Source organism: Pseudoalteromonas sp. S408 (genome assembly GCF_005886645.1).
Taxonomy (GTDB): domain Bacteria; phylum Pseudomonadota; class Gammaproteobacteria; order Enterobacterales; family Alteromonadaceae; genus Pseudoalteromonas.
This window is the reverse complement of the sequence record NZ_PNDY01000013.1, coordinates 264,370-285,958: the sequence shown is the minus strand read 5'-3', so window position 1 is coordinate 285,958 and position 21,589 is coordinate 264,370. Positions and strand designations below refer to the sequence as shown.

Genomic DNA, 21,589 nt, shown 5'->3' with positions numbered 1-21,589 from the left:
TAGTTTGTAAGGTATTAATAAAAGCTTATAAGGATAGTATGTTAAAGCGCGTTGGTTTAATTATGGGTACTGTATTGCTAAGTGTAGTTTTGCTTGGCTATGTATTTCGTTTGCCACTATTACAATGGGCTGTAGCGCCTCAACTTGACAAAGCGGGTGTTACTTTAAGTTGTTTAGACTTTTCGCTTACCAGCAAGCTAAATGTGCATGTACAAAAAGCGTGCTTGAGTTACCAAAATCAAGAGCTTGTTGTTACAGGTATTACCGCAAATACTCGCCATGTTGAAATTAAACATGCGGCGCTTAATATAAATCCACTTCCTCAAAGTGATAAAGCAAGTAGTCCCGCAACAATTTTAGATTTAGCCCTGCCCGAAAAAAGGCCAACAATTACAGTTGAGCAACTAAGTATAAACAGTGAGTTTTTAAATCAGCCTTTAATTTTAAGTATTAACGAGCCTAAGCTTAACCAGTTTGTAGTAAGTGGTGCTTTAAGTGCCAGCGCAACGCTTTACAATAATAAGGTACAAGGGCAGCTTAAAGTTAGTGATGAATTGCTTAAACAATTACTTAAAACCGATAACACGTTATTTAGTGGCCTTAGCTTTAATACATCGCAAGCATTTGGCTTTAATGGGATAGAGGGAAGCTCCACTGGGAGTTTGCAGGCGCGGTATGACTATAAATTCAAAAACTGCGACATTAGTAATATTACTAAAGGGGTGCTAAGCACTGCGTATAATTTAAATACCCAAAAGCTTTCACTTGACCCAAGCAAGCTTAAAAATAACGTAATGCTTAGTAATAATTGCCAATCTCTTATTCCTGAAGGTGATTACAAGGCCTTTGCAGTTAAGCAACTTCCCCTTAATTGGCACTGGGCTTTACCTAAACCAATAAGCCTAGTAGATAATAACTTAACCTTGCCGTTAATAACGCTTACAAGCGATGAGCAAACAGAGCAAGAGATAGACATAACCTTTACAGATACGTTCGTTAATACTGCTACACCGTTGCAAAGTGCGCGCACGCAGCTTAAAGCGCAGCTACACACTGACGATATAAAGGCTGTAGTGCTTAATACGCAGCTTGAAAACACACAACTAAGTGGCAATTACGATATTGCGCTTACCGCTTTTCCTGAATTTTTACCGGCTGAGGCTAATAATATTAAAGCCAAAGGGGATTTTACAGTTACTCAACTTATTGAGTTTAAGCCCGTAGGTAAAGTAAGTACTACCTTTAGCTTTGACAAAGCCGTTGCTTATGGCACTACTATTAACACTTACACAGGTAAACTAGTGGCAAGTATGAGTGAAAAGCTCGATGCAAGCGTGGTTTTAAAAAGTGAGTTTAAAAGCGCTCAATACGATGAGTATAAGCTCACTGGTATCAACAATACCCTCAGTGCAAAGGCAAACTTAGGCGTGGGTGAGTTATTTGCTCATTTAGCAGCGAATACTCAAATAAGTACACTGACAAGCTCGAGCATTGATTTAGAAAATATAAACGTGGATTCAAAGGGCATTCAAAGCCGAGCGCTTAAAGCGTCTCATCATGTATTTGTAAACGGTATAGAGCTGGTGGCTAATCACCATATTTCTAAAGTAGAACACCCGTTTGAAGTAATAGTCCCGCAGCAAAATGTACTTTTGCTAAATTCAATTGTTAGCCAATTTGAGCCGTTAGCTCAACTCACTCAAGGCGAGTTTGGTGGGCGTATTAGTGGCGATGTTAACTTACAAAAAGCTAATTTTAATTTAACTATTGATGATACCAGTGCGCTTTATAACGATTACTTAGCTAACCAGTTTAGTGCGCAACTTAGTGGGCAATATGATTCAGGGCAGCTTAATGTTGAGCCAACTACCTTTAACCTCAATGAATTAAGAGCTGGCGCAGTAGTTAATAATATTAATGGCAAAATAAAAGTGGTTAACAATAGCGCGCAAGCATTTGATATAAGCGGTAATGTGTTTGATGGGGTATTTGAATTAGATAAATACACGCTTTTAAAATCGCAGCAAACAGCTAATGTTACTTTTAAAGATATTGATGCGAGTAAGCTTATTACCCTTGATGACAAGTCGGGAATTACCTTAACGGGCCGATTAAAAGGGTGGCTGCCCCTTCATTTTAGTGACAGTGGCGTAGAGGTTACAAACGGCAGCTTATTAAACCAAGGTGAAGGTAAGCTTATTATTAACAATAACGAAGCGTTTGACTCTGTTATGCAACAGCAACAAGAATTACAACCTGTACTGGGCTTACTTAAAAACCTTGATATACAAAAACTTAATAGTACAGTGGCACTTAAAAGTGATGGTTGGTTAAATTTAGGTGTTAACTTACAAGGCTTTAATGCGCCACAACAGCAGCAAGTTAATTTTAACTATAACCACGAAGAAAACGTGTTTACGCTACTTAGAGCGCTAAGATTAAGTGACGAAATAACACAAAAAGTTGAGCAGCAATATTCTCAAAAAGGAAACTAATGATGAAAAATTTGTTAAGCATTAAGGCAATCATTGCCCTTGCTGCTATTAGCGCACTAAGCGCATGTACACACAGAGTAGAGGTGGCAGCGAAAGAGCCAATAACTATCAATCTAAATGTAAAAGTAGATCACGAAATTCGAGTAAAAGTAGATAAAGAACTCGATACCCTGTTCAGTGACGACAGCGAATTATTTTAGGAGCTAAATGATGACTATAAAAAATAAATTAAGTATTGCCACTCTAGTAAGTGCGGTATGTTTGTCGTTTTCGGCGTGGGCGATTAGTTTAGATGACGCTAAAAACCAAGGCTTAGTGGGTGAGAACAGTTCGGGTTATTTAGGCTTAGTAGTACAAAATAGCGAAGCTAAAGCTGTTGTTGAAGAAATTAACGCAAAGCGTAAAGCTCAGTATTTAAAACTAGCTAAAAAGAACAATTTATCGCTCGCCCAAGTAGAAGCACTCGCAGCGGCTAAAACAATCGAAAAAACCCAAAGTGGTCATTATGTTGAAGTAAATGGCAGCTGGGTTAAAAAATAATATTGAATTTGATACTTAAAAACCGAGCGTTTATGCGCTCGGTTTTTTTATGCCTTCTAAAAGCTGCTGCCAAAAGTCGATGCCTTTTCGCCTTGCAAGTTTAATATTGTGCTCAGGGATAGATTCTGGCTCGTCATAGCCTTCAAGCGCTTCGCTCATACTTAGTTCGCGTATTAAATGTAGTGTAGGGTAAGGAGCTCGGTTTGTGTAATTTGCGGCATCATCTTCATCGCTGTCGGCAAATACGTAGTCAGGGTGGAAATTAGCAATTTGATATTTACCTTCAAAGCCCTGTGCAACCAGTAGCGCATTGGCTAAATCAACTAAATCTAAAAAGTCTTCAAAATCACTAAAGCCGTTATCAAACAATATTAATGTAGTTTCGCGCTCTGGATTTTGATCAAGCTGAGTACATTGCTCAAGCATATCCATTACCGCATCATCAATTTTTACTGCTGGGCTAAGCACATAATGAATGCAGTTGTTCTCAACTTCTTTGCGGGCAAATGGGCAAAAGTTATATTTTACAATAACCGACGATACCCACTCACGGGTTTGAGTAATAGCTAAATTGGTCATGCTTATGGCTCTAAATACTGATTAATTATGGTTAATGTTTTTTTAATGGCGCCTTGGTTTTTTAATACGCACTGCTGCGCTTTATTCCCTAAAGTTTGGCAGGCTTTAGTGTTTTGGCTTAAATTAATTAACTGTGTAGCAAGCTCATCAGTGTTTTCAACAACCACAGCCCCCTTTAACTTTATAAGTTCAGGGTAGATATGATCAAAGTTATACGTATATGGGCCAGTTATAACACCAACTGAAAAAGCTGCAGATTCAAGTGGGTTATGCCCGCCGCGGCGAATTAAACTACCTCCTACATAACTTACATTACCAGCGCCATATAAACATTGCAGTTCGCCAAGTGTATCGGCCAATAGTACGTGTTCGTTTTGATAGTTATTGTTGCTGCGACGACTAAAGCTAAGTGGGCTTTGAGCTAACGTGTCGGCTACTTTATCAAACTGTTCAGGGTGTCGCGGGGCAATGATTAAAAGTGCATTTGGGTACTTTTTTAATAGTTGCTGATGGGCGTTTAATATCATTTCGTGCTCAAGTGGGTGAGTCGAGCCTGCCACCCATACAAAACGCTCTTGAGTTTTATACACGAATTTAAGATTTGCCACTTTAGTCAGTTGTTCGTCGCTTGGCGTAATGTCGAACTTTATTGAGCCTGTAACATGGCTTTTTGAGGGGGGTAAACCTAGCTCAATAAACCGCTCGGCATCTTTTTTATTGTGACTTGCAAGTACCGTGATTGAACGCATAATTATTTGCGTTAACTTGGTAACCTTTTGATACCCTTGTTGCGATTTTTCGCTCAAGCGTGCATTAAGTACCAGTACCGGAATGTTCTTTTTATGGCTTATTGCCATTAAGTTTGGCCAAAGCTCGGTTTCTAATATGCATAGTGCTTGTGGGTTAATACGTTTTAAAAATCGGGCGGTCGAAAACGCAAAGTCCATAGGTAAATAACTACACGCCACGGTATTTTTAAACTGATTAATTATTTGCTCGCGCCCTGTAGGGGTATTGCAGGTAATAAGTATATTAAGCTGGGGGTGTTGTTTTTGCAGCGCTTTAATAAGTGGTGCAGCTGCAAGTACTTCACCTACAGAGGCGCAGTGCACAACTAACGGTTTGCTTTTGCTTGTAAATAAGCTTTTGCTCACAAAGCCAAAGCGCTCTTTAAAGTGTGCGCGGTAGCCTTTGTTTTTTTTACCTCTTAATACATATAAGTAAAATACAATCAGCGGGCTAATTAAAATTAAAGCGAATGAGTAAAAAATGCGTGCCATACTGAACTTTTATTGAGGTAAGTGCCCTTAGTTTAACGCGAAAGTGATAATTTCTGAACATGTGAAGCACTAAATTATGTTCCAGTTCAGCTATATTCCTATAAAATACACACAACTAAATAAAACTGTGGAATAATGGATTTCATTTTTTCCTGCCATTTCAGTTCCTAGAGGAATTTTTCATGTCAATTATCGATTCTGTGGCAACAAGCTACGTTGAAAGTTTAAACCGTCATCAAGCCTTATTTGAAACGATGGAGGCTTATCATCAAGAGTCTATGCAGTTATTAGAAGCATGCCATAGTGCATTACAAGCTGGTGGTAAGGTTATTTGGTTTGGTAACGGCGGAAGTGCAGCGGATGCTCAGCATTTAGCGGCCGAATTTGTAGTACGTTATAAATTAGAGCGAGGACCGCTTGCGTCTATGGCGCTCACAACTGATACGTCAATTCTTACTGCGCACAGTAACGACTACCATTTTGATACCGTGTTTGAGCGCCAAGTTCAGGCGCTGTGTAAACCAGAAGATTTAGTGATTGGTTTAACAACCTCAGGTACCAGTGCAAATATTAATTTAGCACTTGAAGCTGCTAATAAAATTGGCGCGTATACTGTTGCATTAACAGGTCGTGATGGCGGAAAAGTAAAAAACATTGCCAAGCTGCCAATTATTATCAAAAACGATGAAACAGCACGTATTCAAGAAGCGCATATGTTTATTGGCCACTGGTTATGTGAAGCCATAGATATGGTTGTTGCGGAGCAGCAGTAATGGATTTATCGCTATTAAAAAACTTATCTAAAGCGCGTATTTTAGTGGTGGGCGATGTAATGCTTGATCGCTACTGGTACGGTGACACTGGGCGTATTTCGCCAGAAGCGCCAGTACCTGTAGTAAAAGTAAGCAAGTTTGAAGACAAAGCCGGTGGCGCTGCCAATGTTGCTAAAAACATTGCTAGGCTTGATGCCAAAGTAGGGTTACTTGGCTTAATTGGTGAAGATGAAAGTGGGCAAATTTTAGAAACAATTTTAAAAGGTGAAAAAATAAGCTCACAGCTTGTGAGTGTATGTGATTTACCGACTATTTCTAAAATGCGCGTTATTAGCCGCCATCAACAACTTGTGCGCCTTGATTTAGAAGAGACATTTACTGAGCAGCATAGCCAGCTGTTATTAAATCGCTTAGAGCTGGTGCTTGATGAATACGATTTTGTGGTGTTTTCTGATTACAGTAAAGGCTCGCTCAGCTTAATTAAAGAGATGGTGAGTATTGCAAAAGCGGCGGGTAAAACCGTACTTATCGATCCTAAATCGCCAGACTTACACTTATACGAGGGCGCAGACTACATTACGCCTAACTTACATGAGTTTAATTTAGCAGGCGGTAAAACAGGCTCTGAAGAGATTTTAGCGCAAAGTGCTCGTGAGCTTATTAGTAAAAATGGTATTAAAGCCATGCTACTTACACGCTCAGAGCAAGGTATGTCGTTAATTAATGCCGATGAAAAGCACGACTTTGCAGCTCAGCAGCTAGAAGTAAGCGATGTAACTGGCGCAGGTGATACCGTAATTGCAACTTTAGCTGTAATGCTTGGAGCAGGTATGCCCCCTAAAGATGCAGTAGAAATTGCTAATTTAGCTGCAGGCATTGTGGTAAGTAAATTGGGTGCAGCCACAGTGTCACCAGAAGAGCTAAGTCAAAAGTTAGGCCAGTACTTACACACAAATGGCGAGCACTACCAAACCCCATTTGATGATGTGCTACAGCATATTGAGTTTGCAAAACAAAACGGCGAAACCATTGTATTTACCAATGGTTGTTTTGATATTTTACATGCAGGCCATGTGCGCTATTTAGCACAAGCTAAAGCGCGCGGAGATAGACTCGTTGTAGGGTTAAATAATGATGAATCTATTACCCGTTTAAAAGGCCCTGAGCGCCCAATAAATCCACTTGATGAGCGCGCAATGGTATTAAGTGCACTTGCCTCTGTTGATTGGGTAATCCCCTTTGGCAGCGCTGAGGAAAACGATACACCCGCTAAATTAATTGAGCAAATAAGCCCTGACATTTTAGTAAAAGGTGGCGATTATACTGTAGAGCAAATAGCAGGGGCCGATCATGTACTGCGCCATGGCGGAAAAGTAGAAGTGCTAACATTTTTAGATGGTTGTTCTACATCAAAAGTGATTAGCAAAATAAAGCAGTAAGTATATTTTGCGTATAAAAAAGGGGATGAAAGCGTTGCTCTCATCCCCTTTTTTAAAGCCTGAATAAAGTGTATTTAAAATACTGGCTAAAAGTTATATTCGTATTTAGCAAAGGCAGATGTGTCATTTTCCGCATCGTCATTTTGAGATGCAAAAGCACCTAGTGTTAAACGCCCACCCATGGTGATTTTTCTGTAACGAAGTTCAAGCTGTTTTGAGTTATAACCCGTCTTAGTAATTGTATTACCTATATCAGGATTATCAGGGGCTTTATCACTATTATCACTATTGTAATCCACGCTACGTAATTTTACCTGCCAGTCATCACCATTCGAAAGTTGACCTAATAATGTTAATACTACAGATTGTGCGTCATTATCAAACGTTGAACCTATAGTTCTGCCGTGGTAGCGGTAACCTGATTTGTAATCAGTGTGTTCGTAATAACAGTTTTCATTGGTTGATTCCGCTGCGCACGAAACACCTGTATCTATGTATTCTACATTCACTAATACATTTTGATCATAAATGCGTTGGGTCGTTTGCACACCAAATAAGTAAGCTCTATCGGCTGGTTTAAATTGTGAGCTGGCATCTTCACCTATGGTGCTGGCATAAATAGCGTATGGGTGGCTAAATAATGTATCAGCCCAACGAACGTCAATACCTGCTAGCTGGTTACCAATTTTAGACTCTAATGAGCTATCGCAGCTTTCATTGCCATCTACACACTGGGTTTGCCCGGTAATTACATCAATAAAATCACCTGCAGAGCCAGGTTGTCCTTCGCCAGCCCATTGTGCAGACCAGCTTACCGCTATTTCCAACTGTTGAACTGGGCGAATATTTAAACGGCTGCTCCAAAGTAATGCATCAGGAATTACGCGGGTTGATTCGAGTTTTGCCATTTGAGCTGTAAAGCTCCATTGCCCTATCCAGCTTAACCATGGGGTTTCAAACGCAGTGCTTTGCTCACGCGTTACACTCAGAGCAGGTAGTGGCTTGGCATTACCTGATATAATTAAACTGTTATCAACACCAGGTCCCCAAAATTGCTCTACGGCGCCGGCTCTAAAAATCCAATTACCTAAGCGGTATGCTAAATAGCTATCGTCAAATGAAGTGTCGTTACAATCTTCAAGCGCTTGATCATCTAAGGCTATATCATCAGTTGTTTTACCTTCAATTAGACACTTTTTGCCATCGTTTCGGTAGTTAATAGCAATCTTTGCTGCAAAATTATCCCCAAGGTAAGCGTATGCTGCGCTTAATTCAGATTCTTGAGTGTTTGTAGCGCCAAAGCTCGTTGTATGTATTGGATCTGTGGCTGCATAAGCTGATAATTGCACACTATGTGAACTTGCGTTTTCAGATTTATAACGATGCTTAACACGCAGTAATGCGTCTTGCAAGCTTGGAGATAATTGCTCGATGGGCATACTGTTAACATCATTAATAAAGCTCTTCCACATTAACGGGTATGTTGTTACCGGCGCTAAAATAATACCGGCGTCGGCTAGCTGTTGTATATCAGCTTTTAGTCCGTAGTCATCTGGTTTAACCCATGGTTCAGCATTAACAGATAAACTGATAGCACTAAATAATGTTGAAAGAATAAAAATTCTGTGTCGCAAAGTTCAGGTCCTTGTGATTAAGATTGTTGGCAAGTTTACCAATCTAAGTATGTTATTGCAGTAAATATTCAAATTTATAGGGTCAATTAAATGTATAAAAATGTAACCTATCTATCGTAACAAAGGCCTGATTGATATACTAAAGATCAAATAGGAAATTGAGAATGCAATGAGCAACAAACGACTTTTATTTATTCCAGTATCGTCACCAGAAGGAATTGGTGAATATATGCGCTCGTTGTCGTTGGCTAATGGGTTACTCGCCGAATTTGCTGGGATGCTTGATATTCATTTTATTTTAAATAAGTATACAGCCTACGCTGATAATTGCCCCTTTGATACCACCTTACTTGAGACTTCAGCAACCAAAGAAGTTACATTAGTGTGCGACTTTATTACTGCATACAAACCAGACGTAGTTGTATTTGATTGTGCTGGGCGCGCAGCACACATGAAAGCGGCAAAAGAGGTTGGCGCTAAAGTTGTTTTTATCTCTCAACATGAAAAAAAGCGCGCAAAAGGGTTAAAGCTAAACCGTGCAAATTTAATTGATGCGCATTGGGTTGTACAGCCAGATTATTGCATTGCGCCTTTAAGTTGGGTGGAAAATACAAAGCTAGATATGTTTCCCCTTGCTCACCCGTATAATGTTGGCCCTTTCGTTGCACACGCTTCAGTTGAGCAAAAAAAGCAAGTTTTGAACAAATATGGGCTTGAAGAGAATAACTACTTATTAGTAAATGCAGGCTCTGGTGGACATACATTTAATAATTTAAATTGTGCAGACACCTACTTCGAGACCGCGCTTAAAGCGGGAAAAAAAACGGGTTTAAAAACAGTGGTCGTGTTTGGTTCTAATTATACAAAAAGAATACCAAAAACAAGCGAGATTATTTGTTTAACAAGTTTAGAGGGAACGGATTTTTTAGCCTTGTTGAGTCAGGCTAAGCTGGCTTTATTAAGTGCTGGTGATACTTTGTTGCAGGCCATTGCATTGCAAACCCCTGTAATAGCTTGCGCTATTTCAAAGGATCAACACGCTCGCCTAGAAAATTGTGTTAATACAGGTGTAGTTATTAAAGCAAGCCTTAATGCTGATGATATAGTCTCTAAAATTGAACACGCAATAGAAGACAGTCGCTACAAATCTCTCTTAATTAAATACCATAAATTAGAGAACCCTCAAAGCTATAGCGTAATTACCAGTGCTGTAAAAAATATGCTCGTAGGAAGCCATGCATGAACATTGTGATAGTAATTGACTCTCTTGTTGGCGGTGGCGCAGAAAAAGTGATGCTTACTTTGGCTGCGCAGCTTGTTGAACTTGAGCATCATGTTACTTTATTATCACTTGCAAGCTCCATTGAATACGATATTCCTGAATGCGTTAAGGTCGATAGTTTATTTTCTGATAGGGCTTCAAAAGTAGACCGTTTTTGGAACATAAATAAAAGCGTTGTAATGTTAGAAGCCTGGTTTAGCAATAAACAACAAGACATAGGCGCGATAGATTTAGTGCTTTCAAACCTTGATAGAAGTAATAATTTACTTGCTAAAAGTGCAGTTAAAAATGTACATTTTGTTGTACATAACTCAGTCAACGCAGAGCTGGCTAGGCAAAAAAAATTAGGCCCGTTTTCTTATCGCTATCTTAAAAAATCAAAACAAAACCTAAATGGTAAGTCACTAGTTTGTGTATCCAAAGGGGTAGAGCAAGAAATCATCGAAGGCGATTTAATTACGCCAAGCGCAATAACTACTATTTATAATCCATTTAACTTATCTGAAATAAAACGCCAATCAGATGAAATTAATACGGCTATCCCGCAGTCTCCTTATTTAATTCATGTTGGTCGCTTAGCTAAGCAAAAGCGCCACGATATTTTATTTGCAGCATTTGCCAAACTTGATAAAAAATACAAATTAGTGCTTTTGTGTAATAAGCCAGCAAAAGCGTTTAAGCTTGCAAAAGAGTATGGCATTGCAGAGCGATTAGTTGTCCCCGGGTTTGAACAAAACCCGTATAATTGGATTAAACACGCGCAGGCATTAGTTTTAAGCTCTGACTTTGAGGGGTTGCCAACAGTGTTAATTGAAGCGTTAGCAGTGGGTACACCTGTAGTGAGTACTGATTGTACCTTCGGGCCGAGTGAAATATTAACAGGCGAGCTGGTTAATTACTTAGTACCTGTAGGAAATAGCGAAGAGCTAGCGGCTAAAATAAAACACGTTTTAGCAAATAAGCCGAGCGTGGAAAGCGCCGATATTTTGCAAAAAGTGAGTGCTGAGCAAGTTTCTCAGCAGTATTTAGCGCTAAGCAGATAGCTTTTGCTTATAAATAGTATGCAAAGTTTTCCAGTCGTTACTTTGCCAATAAAAGCTATTGTTCCGGCCTTGTTCTTTTAAAAATGAACGTGCAAGGCGAGCCATATTAGCTTGCTGCCATTGTGCGTTTGGCAGCTTAATTTCACCCCGGTCAAAGTCGATAACATATACGTCGCCGTCTTCATTAAATAAAATATTATTGATATTTAAATCAGCGTGGTACACCCCTTTAATATGAAATGACGCAAGAGTGCTGGCTATATTTTCAAGCTCATCATTATTTAAAGGGCGCTCAATTAAAATGTCGAGCAGGCTTTTAGCGCCGCTTACCGCTTGTGTAATTATATCGCCGCGGTAAATCAAACCATTGTGAAATACTTTAGCTGCAATGGGCTTAGGCACATTTAGGCCAAGTTCAATAAGCTTTATCATTAAGCTAAATTCTTTGTAAACGCGCGTATTTTCAAGGCCAGGGTAAAGGTATTGATCGCTTAATACCTTACCAACTAATCCACCGCGCCAATAATGCCTGAGCACAGCGGTTAAGTTATCGTGTTTAAAAAACCATGCCGTAGCACGGCCTTTTTTAGCACCCACTATTTTATTTTGCTGTTGCCAATAAGTTGCATCAAACCAGTTTATATCAACAAGGTTTAAATAATCTGGATGGCTTAAAATAGTGTGCTTGCCTTGCTTTAGTGTATTAAACATAGCTTGTTAAAATAATTCAATAATGCGCCTATATTAACGTGTTTTATGGCGCAGGATAAGTACTTGCATTAACGCGAGTATAATTTAAGATCTTAACCTATTATTTAAAGCCTAACGGAATGCGTGACTCAAGTGCCTAATTACTCCTCTATTTGTATTTTAAGACTCTCTGCTATTGGTGATGTTTGCCATGCGGTTAGTGCTGTTCAAGCAATTCAAAAAGCGCACCCTAATGCAAAAATAACCTGGGTAATGGGTAAAGTAGAGGCTATGTTACTTGCTGATTTACCAGGCGTAGAGCTGGTAATTTTTGATAAAAAAGAAGGTAACGCTGCGCTTAAGAAATTAAAAAACACCTTTAAAGGTAAGCAGTTTGACGTACTTCTTAATATGCAGGTGGCATTAAGAGCAGGCTTTGTAGCACGCTGTATACCTGCAAAAGTAAAAATAGGATTTGATTGGGCGCGCTCAAAAGAGCTACACAGCTTATTTATAAATAAACGCATAGCAGCGCAAAAAGAGTCGCATGTATTAGAGGGCTTTAAAGGTTTTGCTAATGCAATAGGTGTCGATGATTACACGCCTTCATGGCAAATGCCTTACAGCACACAAGATCAAAGCAGAGCAGACGAGTTATTAGGGCAAGAGTATTTAGCTAACAAGCTATTTGTTATCTCGCCAGCGGCTAGTAAAGCTCAGCGCAATTGGTTGCCTGAACGCTATGCTGCACTAGCTGACCACGCGCATGCGCAAGGTTTTAATGTTGCTTTAACCGGCGGGCCTACCGAGCTTGAAGTAAACTTAGCGAATAATATTATTAAACATTGCAACAGCCCTATTTTAAATTTAGTTGGCAAAACTAAGCTTAAAGAGCTGTTATGTGTATTAAAAAGAGCTGATTTAGTACTTGCCCCCGATACTGGGCCTGCTCATATGGCAGTAACCGTTGGCACGCCTGTTATTGGTTTATATGCGCATTCAAACCCTGCACGCACAGGCCCCTATTTATACCAAAACTACGTCGTTGAGGTTTATCATCAAAACTTACTTAATCAAACCGGTAAAACGGCGCAGCAAGTACCGTGGGGGACCCGCGTTAAAGGCGATGATTTAATGAGCCAGATAAGCGTAGAAAGCGTAAAGGCAATGTTTGACCATGTTGTAAAAAAAGAGTCATTAAAATGAGCCTACAACAAAATAAAGCCCTTTTTTTAGACCGTGATGGAGTCGTTAATATTGATCATGGTTATGTATATAAAAGTGAAGATTTTGAATTTATTGACGGTGTATTTAGTACCTGTAAAGCATTTTACGATGCAGGCTATAAAATAATCATAGTGACCAACCAATCGGGGATTGGGCGAGGATATTACACACAACACGATTTCCTAATGCTTACAGGTTGGATGAAAAACCAATTTAGTGCGCATGACATCGAAGTGGCCGATGTATACTTTTGTCCTCACCACCCAAAAAAGGCATTACCTGAGTATTTAAAACAGTGTAATTGCAGAAAGCCCGCACCGGGTATGTTGCTTGAGGGTATTGATACCCATAGCATCGACCCAGAAAAAAGTATTATGGTGGGCGACAAGCTTAGTGATATGCAAGCGGCCAGTAACGCCTGTATTGGCGTAAAAGTATTAGTAAGGTCTGGTAAAAATTTACCGAGCGATGCACCTCAACATGCTGATTTAGTTATTGATTCAATCAATGAGTTAACTGCACTTTTAAGCAGGTAAATAACCCTACCCTAATTGGCTGTAAACTGGCAGGAATTCCTGCCAGTCAGCCACTTTGCGACGAACTGCAAACCGTGCATTTTCTTCGCTAAACTTTTACAATACCCCCCATCTTAAACAGTAACTAAAATGTTGTTGTTTACCCGTTCAATTAAATGGAGAACACAGATGAGAACATCTGCTTTTTTTAGCCAGCTACAACAGCAAATTGAAGACGTAAAATCAGAAGGTTTGTACAAAAACGAACGTATTATTAAGTCTCAGCAACAAGCTCAAATAGAAGTTGCCTCAGGTAGTGTTATTAACTTCTGTGCTAACAATTACTTAGGTTTAGCTAATAGCCCAGAGCTAATTGAAGCTGCCCAAAATGGCTTAAGTAAGCATGGTTTTGGTGTGGCCTCTGTGCGCTTTATTTGTGGTACGCAAGATATTCATAAAACACTGGAACAAAAAATTAGTGCATTTTTAGAAACCGAAGACACCATTTTATATTCGTCATGCTTTGATGCTAATACTGGCCTATTCGAAACGATTTTAGGCGCAGAAGATGCCATTATCTCTGATTCATTAAACCATGCGTCAATTATTGATGGCGTTCGTTTATGTAAAGCTAAGCGTTTTCGCTATGCGAATAACGACATGAGCGATCTTGAAAAGCAACTTATTGCTGCAGACGAAGCGGGTGCTAAAACTAAATTAATTGCAACCGACGGCGTGTTTTCTATGGACGGCGTAATTTGTAATTTAGAAGCCGTGTGCGATTTGGCCGATAAATACGATGCTCTTGTTATGGTTGATGACTCTCACGCAGTTGGTTTTGTTGGCGAAAACGGTAAAGGTACACCAGAGTATTGTAATGTACTTGACCGAGTAGATATTATTACTGGTACATTAGGTAAAGCACTTGGCGGCGCATCAGGTGGTTACACCTCAGGTAAAAAAGAAATTGTTGAATGGCTACGCCAGCGCTCTCGTCCATACTTGTTTTCTAATTCACTAGCTCCTTCGATTGTTACAGCATCAATTAAAGTGCTAGAAATGCTTGAAAATGGCGGCGAACTTCGGGCTAAGCTTTGGTCAAATGCTAAGTACTTCCGTGAACAAATGGAAGCGGCGGGTTTTACCTGCGCAGGTAAAGACCATGCCATTATCCCCGTTATGTTAGGCGACGCTAAAGTGGCATCACTTATGGCAGACAAATTACTTGCAGAAGGCATTTATGTGACTGGCTTTTCATTCCCAGTAGTACCAAAAGGGCAAGCTCGCATTCGTACGCAAATTTCAGCAGCGCACAGTATCGAGCAGCTTGATACAGCGATCGCTGCCTTTACTCGTATTGGTAAAGAAATGGGCGTTATTTAATTTTTAATAAACCGAAGTCTTTTCGGTTTTTTGTTGAGTGTAATTCATGAAAGCATTATCTAAATTAAAAGCAGAGCCGGGCATTTGGATGACAGATGCGCCAAAACCAGAAGTTGGCCACAACGATCTGCTTATTAAAATTCGCAAAACGGCTATTTGTGGAACTGACGTTCATATTTATAAATGGGACGAGTGGGCAAGTAAAACGATTCCTACGCCTATGGTAGTTGGCCACGAATACGTTGGTGAAGTAGTTGATATGGGACAAGAAGTTCGTGGTTTTGCTGTTGGTGACCGCGTCTCTGGCGAAGGTCATATTACCTGTGGGCATTGTCGAAACTGCCGTGCTGGGCGTGTTCATTTATGTCGTAATACCACAGGTGTTGGTGTTAACCGCGAAGGTGCGTTTGCTGAATACTTGGTGATCCCTGCATTTAACGCGTTTAAAATTCCAGATAACATTTCAGATGAACTAGCGTCTATTTTTGACCCGTTTGGCAATGCGGTACACACAGCGCTTTCGTTTGATTTAGTGGGTGAAGATGTCCTTATTACAGGCGCTGGTCCAATTGGTATTATGGCTGCAGCCGTTGCTAAACATGTAGGCGCGCGTCATGTTGTAATTACTGATGTAAATGAATATCGCTTAGAGCTTGCTCGTAAAATGGGCGCAACTCGCGCGGTAAATGTTGCCAACGAAAAGCTTGAAGAGGTTATGACCGATTTAGGCATGACAGAAGGCTTTGATATTGGCCTTGAAATGTCAGGCGTGCCAAGCGCATTCAATTCAATGCTTAATAACATGAACCACGGTGGTAAAATTGCCATGTTAGGTATCCCGCCATCAGATATGGCGGTAGATTGGAACCAAGTTATTTTTAAAGGTTTAGTGATTAAAGGTATTTATGGTCGCGAAATGTTTGAAACCTGGTACAAAATGGCAAGTTTGATTCAGTCAGGTCTTAATTTAAGCCCAATCATAACGCATCAGTATTCTGTAGATGACTTCCAAGCTGGCTTTGATATGATGATTTCAGGTCAGTCAGGAAAAGTAATTTTAAATTGGGATTAATTCCATAAAAAATTACAAGAAGGGCGGCTATGGCCGCCTTTTTTATTTTATTTATTAAAGAGAGTTCAATGGCATTTAAACATATATCGATTGCGCAAACGCATGAGTTATTAGACAAAGAAGACGTAGTAATTGCAGATATACGCGATCCTAACTCGTATCAAACGGGCCATATCCCAGGCTCTGAGGCATTATCAAATGCCAATATTGCACAGTTTATGATGGAAAAAGAGTTCGATCAGCCCATTATAATTGTGTGTTACCACGGTATGAGCTCGCAAGGTGCTGCAAGTTATTTAGTTGAGCAAGGTTTTGAGGATGTATATAGCATGGATGGCGGTTTTACAGCTTGGGAAGCAGCCTACAGCGAGAAAGTAGAACGATGATAGAACTTGGCAGTTTAAATAACCCGCGTGCCGCACAAGGCTTTATAGATTATTTAAAAAGCCAAGGTTTAGATGGGCGCCTACATTCAACCGATGGTAGCCATGTTGTTATTAGTGTATCTGAAGAGCATTTTCATAAAGTACAACCGCTTTGGGTTGAGTTTACTCAAAATCCCTCTCATCCACGATATCAGCAAGCTTCTTGGCATGTAGGTAGTACGCAATCGCCCCTAAAGTATCAAGGGCAATCGCTAAATCTCATAGCGCGATTTAAAGCGCTGAGTTGGCTTAATCAGTCAGTCAGTGTATTTAGTATTGTTATTTATGTTGCGTTTTTATTGGGTGGGTTTGAGAGTATTTATTCTGCATTACAATTTGATCCTTCGTCTCCTATAACTTGGTTAACGCCGGCCTTGGTTCACTTTAGCGCAATCCACATAGTGTTTAATTTAATATGGTGGGTATCGCTTGGAGACAATATTGAAAAGCAATGTGGAAAATTGAGTCTAATAGGGCTGTTTTTTGTTACTGCTTTAATCAGTAGCTGGGCGCAATATTTAATTGTTGGGCCTAATTTTGGCGGTTTAAGTGGCGTGGTATACGGCTTGCTAGGTTATTGTTGGATTCATAGTTTTTTAAACCCGCATAAACCGGCATTAGTGAGTACCTCAATTGTAGGTTTTATGCTTGTTTGGTTAGTGCTTGGCTTTGCTGATGTGCTGTTTTTTGGAATGGCTAATTGGGCACACTTAGGTGGACTTGTGAGCGGAATGGCGTTTGCCTATACCGCCCAACTATTTACTAATGAGCCTAAAGGTGGTTGAACTTAGTGGTACAAATACTTAGTAAATAACACTTCACGAATAATTTCCTGGCCTGTTTCTTCTTTTAACAGGCTTTTTAATTTTTCTATGCATTTTGCGCGAATTTCTTCGCGACCAGTTAATGACTTTATTTTTTCTTCAGGCTCTTTCGATAAAATTTCTACAATAGCGTCTCTTAATAAAGGGGTGTGATGCTCAACAACAGCGATGTCTGAATTATCACTTAGCATTAAGTCAACGGTAACGCGCACATAACCCATTTTTTTACTTGATGCGCCAATATAATTAGTGATTATGTCAGGTTCAAAACCAAAGTAACCAACCGTTGACTCTGCTCGGGCACTCAGGCTCACTAAACTCATAATTAATGTAAAAAGACCCACGTATACTATTTTTTTCATATTTAAAGCGTTTCCGAAAACATGTTGTAAATAGTTTATACTTAATAATAGGTAATAAACAGCGCCAAGCAATTATTTATATTAGTTACTTGGGTTAGTGAATAGGCTCTTTTTCAAATGCTTAGGCAATGTTATCATTTACTTGGATTATATTTTATTGAGTTATTGTGGCAACTTTTCCTTTATCTTTATCAGCTAACTGGCTATCGGCTATACAAACCGATGACTTTACACCTACAGAGCGAGAATGGCTTTTTGAGCCGCGCTCTTTAACCGCTAAACTAAAAAGTAAAGCAACTTCTTTTAGTGTAAAAGTACTCAGCGAACAGACATTTAATTTAAACCATGAACAGCAGCAATTACTAGACTGCAAAACGTCATCGGCGTTAAACAGAGAAGTGCTTTTATTATGCGATAATCACCCCATGGTTTACGCTCAAAGTTGGCTGCCGAATAACCAAACTCACAACTCGCTTCATAATATGGGAGAGCGTCCCTTAGGCGATGTTATTTTTCAACAGCCCGAGCTTGTTCGTCAAAATATTGAAATAGCCCGTTTCGATAACAAACATTCAATACAAAATTTAGTGGCACAGCAAAATTTGCCAATACAAACATTATTAGGTCGCCGCAGTGTGTTTTCGTTAAGTGAGTATCAATTTTTGGTGGCGGAAGTATTTTTACCTGGAGCGTATCTTTACTTATGAAATTAGCAGGTTTAAAAGCTAAGCACTTTTCTTATTATTTACAGCTTATGCGTGTTGATAAGCCAATAGGTACTTTATTGCTTTTATGGCCAACATATTGGGCTTTATGGCTTGCCAATAGCGGTACGCCGAGCTTAATTAATTTTATAGTGTTTACTTTGGGTGTTGTAGTAATGCGCAGTGCAGGCTGTGTGATAAATGATTTTGCAGATAGAAAAGTAGATGGCTCTGTAAAACGCACAGCTCAACGTCCTCTAGCATCTGGTACGGTAGCAAGCGCAGAAGCACTAAGTTTATTTTTATTACTGATCTTTGTAGCGTTTATTTTGGTTTTAATGCTGAATGTTAACACCATTTTATTGTCTTTTGGTGCGCTTGCGCTCGCGTTTTGCTATCCGTTTATGAAGCGCTATACCCAATTGCCGCAAGTCGTGCTTGGGGCCGCATTTGGTTGGGCAATTCCGATGGCTTATATGGCATCTATTGATGCATTACCTATACAGGCTTGGTTGCTGTTTATTGCTAATATATGCTGGACGGTTGCGTACGATACTATGTATGCCATGGTTGATAGAGATGATGATGTAAAAATAGGTGTTAAATCGACCGCTATTTTATTTGGTCGCTTCGACCGCCATATCATTTTTATACTAAATGCTTTATTTATCGCACTTTTAACTTATATAGGTTCGATTAATCATTTAGGTATGCCGTTTTGGGGCGGGCTACTAATTGCAGTTACGTTGCTTATTTATCAACACGTGTTAATTTTAAGACGAGATAGAGACGCATGCTTTAAAGCATTTTTAAACAACCATTATGTTGGCATGGCTATTTTTGCTGGTTTACTATTCTCGTACCCCATTAACATTTAGTTATATTAACGAGGTGGATCAATAATTCCGCTAATTGATGCGTTTTTTCTAAACCAGCCAGCAATTGAATACCGATTATCTACTGCTGGTAATACTTCGTGGACAAAGCGCTCGCTTTCAAATAAAACTAACGTTCCCGCCTCTGGCGCAATAGTCATTTCAATGTCTTTGCTTTTTGGCTTATAAATTACAAGCTCACCGCCTTCGCCTGGTGTATTTAAATAAAAAACGCTGGTAAATACTCTATTTGAGCGTCCTTTAAAGGCATCGACATGCTTTTTATAAAAGTCACCCTGAGTGTATTTTGCATAGTGACATTCATAATCAAATAGCCCCATAAAAAAAGTGCGATTGAGCGTTGTGCGAATACTCTCCATAACAGCTAGGTAGGTTAATTGTGCTTGGGATGACCCATCAAACCAATAAGTTTTATCTTTTCGAATATTATCGTCAATTTGTAAATGATTTAAACGACCAATACCAGCAAGGCTAAAGTGCGGATTTATACGATAACAATCAGCCATTAAATCAGCTATTAGTTCTTTGTTTATGGCATTGGGTATAACTGTATAACCGCGGTTTTCAATATCGTTATAAAACGCACCATCGGTTGAAAAGTTGATCATTTATGTGGTTCTTTTTTTGAAGGTGCGCCAGTTTAGCCGAAAAAGAGTAAAAAGCTATTGTTTTGTGCTGCACCTATTTCAAAAATAATAATAGATTAATTAATTGTTGTGGCTGCTTTTTTTATGAGTGAAAGTAAATGTGCCAAGTGTCCAGTAACAGCTGTTTGTTGATTTGTTTGAACAACTAACTGCTCATGGCTTAGGTCTTTATTTGTTTTTAACTGAACCAGGTCGGTGTGCTCTGCCACTGTGTTTGCATGTTCAATACTGGCGATTGCAAAACTATCTGATTTAGTAATGCCCGATATAACCTGTTCAATACTGCCCATTTTAATAGTTGATGATTTATTTAAAGAATCAATGGCTTCATTTAGCATGGTTTGAACTTGTTTTGACTGAGAGAAACAGCCAAAGGCTGAATAGGAGTCAAGTTCGTGTTTGCTTATGTCACTTTTTTGGGCAAGCGGGTGATGTTTAGATACAAATAAAATAAGCTGATCAGGCAGATGAATATCGCTACCAATACTATTTATAGCTTGAGAATAAACACTAATGTCTATTTCACCTTCTTGAAGCTTACGCGTTAATTCATGCTGTTCTTGTAATTGCATTTCAATTTTTACATGTGGGTACTGCGCTAAAAATTGCCCACATGAGATAGGCACAATATTACTCGCCTTATTTGTGTAACCAATAATAAGTTTTTCATCGGCATTGCCATGAACAGATTGAAACAGGCGCTTTTTGGTGTTTTCTAATTCGCTAAGTGTATTTTTGGCGTAATCAAGAAAAAGTTCGCCTTCAGGAGTCAGTTTTACTGAGCGGGTTGAGCGCGTAACTAGCTCATAGCCCATTTCATCTTCTAGGGTTTGAATACTACGGGTAAGCGCAGAAGTACTAATTTGCGTTTTTTCTGCGGCCTGTCTGAAGTGACGTAACACACCAAGTGCTACAAATTGTTCTAATTGCTCAAATCTCACTTTATAGTCCCTTTTTATAAGTAAGTTGTGATGTAATGATACATCAATATTCTGTTTGTTTTACCTGTCTAAACTATTAAAAAATATATGTAAATTTACAACCGATAGATCACACAATATATCTGTTTGCACAATAATAAAAGTGTAAAAATGTTAAAAAGTATTAACCTTTAGACTAAAGGCTAATAGTTTAGTATTCACCTAACATCCCTATCTGGCAAAGTTAAAATAAAAAGCAGGTATAAATCTATAAATAAAATATTAGATAACTTTATTATGCTAATTAATGAAAAAGTATGCCACAAAGTAGGGCATTGATTAAGCAATAATTAAAATATTTGCACGAATTTTAGTCTTTTAGCTTGTTTTATTGTCAAAGTTTTTGTTTGCTCTGTTACTCAATGGTTTGTTTTCAATATTTTGAAGCTCAATTTCTATTGCATCACATGAAATATGAATTTCAAATAAAGACGTTAATAAAGATAAACTTAAGCAGGTTAGGCTTACGCCAAACAAAATAATACCCGTGGTATTAAACTCAATAAAAAGAGCGAACATAGACAAAGTACACAATAAAAAGGAGCCTACACCGTAAACTTGCATCGTTCTTATTAGTTTTATACGTTTTCTTAAATTGGTAATTTGCGCAACAACGACAGGTCGAATTGACTCGCCTTCTCTGGCATTTAATTCTCTGATTAATTGCGCAAGCACTAAAAATCGGTTTGTATAAGCAAGAAGTAATAAAGATATCGCTGGAAAAAGTAGACCCGGGGTTGTAAGTGTCATGCTTGCGCCTTTTTTGAATATTGTTTAATAACGTTCTCAATACCTTAAA

23 protein-coding genes are annotated in these 21,589 nt (G+C 39.1%); 15 read left to right on the top strand and 8 right to left on the bottom strand.

All coding sequences use genetic code 11. The features are described from left to right. Positions 1 to 38: 38 nt before the first annotated feature. The 3 genes from CWB62_RS12635 to CWB62_RS12625 are packed head-to-tail and all read left to right on the top strand — an operon-like array spanning position 39 to position 3,035. Positions 39 to 2,495 (top strand): intermembrane phospholipid transport YdbH family protein, encoded by a 2,457-nt coding sequence (locus tag CWB62_RS12635; protein WP_138527509.1) that lies wholly within the window; start codon positions 39 to 41, stop codon positions 2,493 to 2,495. Positions 2,496 to 2,497: 2 nt separating this feature from the next. Next, complete coding sequence (locus CWB62_RS12630) at positions 2,498 to 2,695, top strand: YnbE family lipoprotein (protein ID WP_138527568.1); 198 nt, start codon at positions 2,498 to 2,500, stop codon at positions 2,693 to 2,695. 10 nt (positions 2,696 to 2,705) lie between these two features. Next, complete coding sequence (locus CWB62_RS12625; protein WP_138527569.1) at positions 2,706 to 3,035, top strand: YdbL family probable chaperone protein; 330 nt, start codon at positions 2,706 to 2,708, stop codon at positions 3,033 to 3,035. Between the two features lie 30 nt (positions 3,036 to 3,065). Here CWB62_RS12625 and CWB62_RS12620 read toward each other — a convergent pair whose 3' ends face one another. Beyond that, on the bottom strand, positions 3,066 to 3,614 hold the full coding sequence (locus CWB62_RS12620; RefSeq protein ID WP_138527510.1) for a DUF1415 domain-containing protein: 549 nt from the start codon (positions 3,612 to 3,614) through the stop codon (positions 3,066 to 3,068). A 2-nt stretch (positions 3,615 to 3,616) separates the two neighbouring features. Continuing rightward, on the bottom strand, positions 3,617 to 4,894 hold the full coding sequence (gene waaA, locus CWB62_RS12615) for a lipid IV(A) 3-deoxy-D-manno-octulosonic acid transferase (protein ID WP_138527511.1): 1,278 nt from the start codon (positions 4,892 to 4,894) through the stop codon (positions 3,617 to 3,619). Positions 4,895 to 5,076: 182 nt separating this feature from the next. On the opposite strand from waaA, the gene CWB62_RS12610 reads away from it, so the two are divergent. Further along, entirely contained in the window at positions 5,077 to 5,667 is a 591-nt protein-coding gene (locus CWB62_RS12610) for a D-sedoheptulose-7-phosphate isomerase (protein WP_058404918.1), read from the top strand. Next, positions 5,667 to 7,106 (top strand): bifunctional D-glycero-beta-D-manno-heptose-7-phosphate kinase/D-glycero-beta-D-manno-heptose 1-phosphate adenylyltransferase HldE, encoded by a 1,440-nt coding sequence (hldE, locus tag CWB62_RS12605; protein WP_058404919.1) that lies wholly within the window; start codon positions 5,667 to 5,669, stop codon positions 7,104 to 7,106. The genes CWB62_RS12610 and hldE overlap by 1 nt, the downstream gene beginning before the upstream one ends. 86 nt (positions 7,107 to 7,192) lie before the next feature. Here the strand turns inward: hldE and CWB62_RS12600 are convergent, their stop codons facing one another. Next, entirely contained in the window at positions 7,193 to 8,740 is a 1,548-nt protein-coding gene (locus CWB62_RS12600) for a capsule assembly Wzi family protein (RefSeq protein ID WP_138527512.1), read from the bottom strand. 169 nt (positions 8,741 to 8,909) lie between these two features. Here CWB62_RS12600 and CWB62_RS12595 point away from each other — a divergent pair, with 169 nt between their 5' ends. Together CWB62_RS12595 and CWB62_RS12590 are read left to right on the top strand one after the other, a co-directional pair. After that, positions 8,910 to 9,983 (top strand): hypothetical protein, encoded by a 1,074-nt coding sequence (locus CWB62_RS12595; protein WP_058404921.1) that lies wholly within the window; start codon positions 8,910 to 8,912, stop codon positions 9,981 to 9,983. Then, positions 9,980 to 11,065 (top strand): glycosyltransferase, encoded by a 1,086-nt coding sequence (locus CWB62_RS12590; protein WP_138527513.1) that lies wholly within the window; start codon positions 9,980 to 9,982, stop codon positions 11,063 to 11,065. The genes CWB62_RS12595 and CWB62_RS12590 overlap by 4 nt, the downstream gene beginning before the upstream one ends. Here the strand turns inward: CWB62_RS12590 and CWB62_RS12585 are convergent. Continuing rightward, positions 11,054 to 11,776 (bottom strand): 3-deoxy-D-manno-octulosonic acid kinase, encoded by a 723-nt coding sequence (locus tag CWB62_RS12585; protein ID WP_138527514.1) that lies wholly within the window; start codon positions 11,774 to 11,776, stop codon positions 11,054 to 11,056. The genes CWB62_RS12590 and CWB62_RS12585 overlap by 12 nt on opposite strands. Before the next feature lie 123 nt (positions 11,777 to 11,899). On the opposite strand from CWB62_RS12585, the gene CWB62_RS12580 reads away from it, so the two are divergent. The 6 genes from CWB62_RS12580 to glpG all read left to right on the top strand — a co-directional run bounded on the left by CWB62_RS12580 (position 11,900) and on the right by glpG (position 17,162). Then, positions 11,900 to 12,961: a glycosyltransferase family 9 protein gene (locus CWB62_RS12580; RefSeq protein ID WP_138527515.1), complete on the top strand. Its 1,062-nt coding sequence runs from the start codon at positions 11,900 to 11,902 to the stop codon at positions 12,959 to 12,961. Then, on the top strand, positions 12,958 to 13,518 hold the full coding sequence (gene gmhB, locus CWB62_RS12575; protein ID WP_138527516.1) for a D-glycero-beta-D-manno-heptose 1,7-bisphosphate 7-phosphatase: 561 nt from the start codon (positions 12,958 to 12,960) through the stop codon (positions 13,516 to 13,518). The genes CWB62_RS12580 and gmhB overlap by 4 nt, the downstream gene beginning before the upstream one ends. A gap of 168 nt (positions 13,519 to 13,686) precedes the next feature. Then, on the top strand, positions 13,687 to 14,880 hold the full coding sequence (locus CWB62_RS12570; RefSeq protein WP_138527517.1) for a glycine C-acetyltransferase: 1,194 nt from the start codon (positions 13,687 to 13,689) through the stop codon (positions 14,878 to 14,880). A 46-nt stretch (positions 14,881 to 14,926) separates the two neighbouring features. After that, complete coding sequence (gene tdh / locus CWB62_RS12565) at positions 14,927 to 15,952, top strand: L-threonine 3-dehydrogenase (RefSeq protein ID WP_058404927.1); 1,026 nt, start codon at positions 14,927 to 14,929, stop codon at positions 15,950 to 15,952. Positions 15,953 to 16,020: 68 nt separating this feature from the next. Continuing rightward, positions 16,021 to 16,338 carry a thiosulfate sulfurtransferase GlpE gene (glpE, locus tag CWB62_RS12560; RefSeq protein WP_138527518.1) on the top strand — a complete coding sequence of 106 codons (318 nt, stop codon included), beginning with the start codon at positions 16,021 to 16,023 and terminating at the stop codon, positions 16,336 to 16,338. Further along, the gene (gene glpG, locus CWB62_RS12555) at positions 16,335 to 17,162 is read left to right on the top strand and encodes a rhomboid family intramembrane serine protease GlpG (protein ID WP_138527519.1); all 828 of its coding nucleotides are present in this window, start codon (positions 16,335 to 16,337) and stop codon (positions 17,160 to 17,162) included. Before glpE ends, glpG begins: the two co-directional genes overlap by 4 nt. Before the next feature lie 2 nt (positions 17,163 to 17,164). Here glpG and CWB62_RS12550 read toward each other — a convergent pair whose 3' ends face one another. Then, on the bottom strand, positions 17,165 to 17,563 hold the full coding sequence (locus CWB62_RS12550) for a flagellar basal body-associated protein FliL (protein WP_058404929.1): 399 nt from the start codon (positions 17,561 to 17,563) through the stop codon (positions 17,165 to 17,167). A gap of 167 nt (positions 17,564 to 17,730) precedes the next feature. Between CWB62_RS12550 and CWB62_RS12545 the strand changes: the two genes are divergently transcribed. Beyond that, positions 17,731 to 18,270 carry a chorismate--pyruvate lyase family protein gene (locus tag CWB62_RS12545; RefSeq protein WP_138527520.1) on the top strand — a complete coding sequence of 180 codons (540 nt, stop codon included), beginning with the start codon at positions 17,731 to 17,733 and terminating at the stop codon, positions 18,268 to 18,270. Then, positions 18,267 to 19,145, top strand: coding sequence for a 4-hydroxybenzoate octaprenyltransferase (ubiA, locus tag CWB62_RS12540; RefSeq protein ID WP_138527521.1), 879 nt, complete (start codon positions 18,267 to 18,269; stop codon positions 19,143 to 19,145). The genes CWB62_RS12545 and ubiA overlap by 4 nt, the downstream gene beginning before the upstream one ends. Before the next feature lie 5 nt (positions 19,146 to 19,150). Here ubiA and CWB62_RS12535 read toward each other — a convergent pair whose 3' ends face one another. From CWB62_RS12535 to CWB62_RS12525, 3 genes are all read right to left on the bottom strand, one after another. After that, positions 19,151 to 19,771: a 2OG-Fe(II) oxygenase gene (locus tag CWB62_RS12535; RefSeq protein WP_138527522.1), complete on the bottom strand. Its 621-nt coding sequence runs from the start codon at positions 19,769 to 19,771 to the stop codon at positions 19,151 to 19,153. Between the two features lie 95 nt (positions 19,772 to 19,866). Then, the gene (locus CWB62_RS12530) at positions 19,867 to 20,751 is read right to left on the bottom strand and encodes a LysR family transcriptional regulator (protein ID WP_138527523.1); all 885 of its coding nucleotides are present in this window, start codon (positions 20,749 to 20,751) and stop codon (positions 19,867 to 19,869) included. A gap of 357 nt (positions 20,752 to 21,108) precedes the next feature. After that, positions 21,109 to 21,540: a DUF2721 domain-containing protein gene (locus CWB62_RS12525; protein WP_006791572.1), complete on the bottom strand. Its 432-nt coding sequence runs from the start codon at positions 21,538 to 21,540 to the stop codon at positions 21,109 to 21,111. Between the last annotated feature and the right edge of the window lie 49 nt (positions 21,541 to 21,589).

Coding starts and splice junctions, on each gene's coding strand:
- hldE (WP_058404919.1), top strand. CDS start 5,667: ATGGATTTATCGCTATTAAAAAACTTATCTAAAGCGCGTATTTTAGTG.
- ubiA (WP_138527521.1), top strand. CDS start 18,267: ATGAAATTAGCAGGTTTAAAAGCTAAGCACTTTTCTTATTATTTACAG.
- tdh (WP_058404927.1), top strand. CDS start 14,927: ATGAAAGCATTATCTAAATTAAAAGCAGAGCCGGGCATTTGGATGACA.
- CWB62_RS12620 (WP_138527510.1), bottom strand. CDS start 3,614: ATGACCAATTTAGCTATTACTCAAACCCGTGAGTGGGTATCGTCGGTT.
- CWB62_RS12630 (WP_138527568.1), top strand. CDS start 2,498: ATGAAAAATTTGTTAAGCATTAAGGCAATCATTGCCCTTGCTGCTATT.
- glpG (WP_138527519.1), top strand. CDS start 16,335: ATGATAGAACTTGGCAGTTTAAATAACCCGCGTGCCGCACAAGGCTTT.
- CWB62_RS12625 (WP_138527569.1), top strand. CDS start 2,706: ATGACTATAAAAAATAAATTAAGTATTGCCACTCTAGTAAGTGCGGTA.
- CWB62_RS12570 (WP_138527517.1), top strand. CDS start 13,687: ATGAGAACATCTGCTTTTTTTAGCCAGCTACAACAGCAAATTGAAGAC.
- CWB62_RS12525 (WP_006791572.1), bottom strand. CDS start 21,540: ATGACACTTACAACCCCGGGTCTACTTTTTCCAGCGATATCTTTATTA.
- CWB62_RS12635 (WP_138527509.1), top strand. CDS start 39: ATGTTAAAGCGCGTTGGTTTAATTATGGGTACTGTATTGCTAAGTGTA.
- CWB62_RS12585 (WP_138527514.1), bottom strand. CDS start 11,776: ATGTTTAATACACTAAAGCAAGGCAAGCACACTATTTTAAGCCATCCA.
- CWB62_RS12550 (WP_058404929.1), bottom strand. CDS start 17,563: ATGAAAAAAATAGTATACGTGGGTCTTTTTACATTAATTATGAGTTTA.
- gmhB (WP_138527516.1), top strand. CDS start 12,958: ATGAGCCTACAACAAAATAAAGCCCTTTTTTTAGACCGTGATGGAGTC.
- CWB62_RS12535 (WP_138527522.1), bottom strand. CDS start 19,771: ATGATCAACTTTTCAACCGATGGTGCGTTTTATAACGATATTGAAAAC.
- glpE (WP_138527518.1), top strand. CDS start 16,021: ATGGCATTTAAACATATATCGATTGCGCAAACGCATGAGTTATTAGAC.
- CWB62_RS12595 (WP_058404921.1), top strand. CDS start 8,910: ATGAGCAACAAACGACTTTTATTTATTCCAGTATCGTCACCAGAAGGA.
- waaA (WP_138527511.1), bottom strand. CDS start 4,894: ATGGCACGCATTTTTTACTCATTCGCTTTAATTTTAATTAGCCCGCTG.
- CWB62_RS12590 (WP_138527513.1), top strand. CDS start 9,980: ATGAACATTGTGATAGTAATTGACTCTCTTGTTGGCGGTGGCGCAGAA.
- CWB62_RS12610 (WP_058404918.1), top strand. CDS start 5,077: ATGTCAATTATCGATTCTGTGGCAACAAGCTACGTTGAAAGTTTAAAC.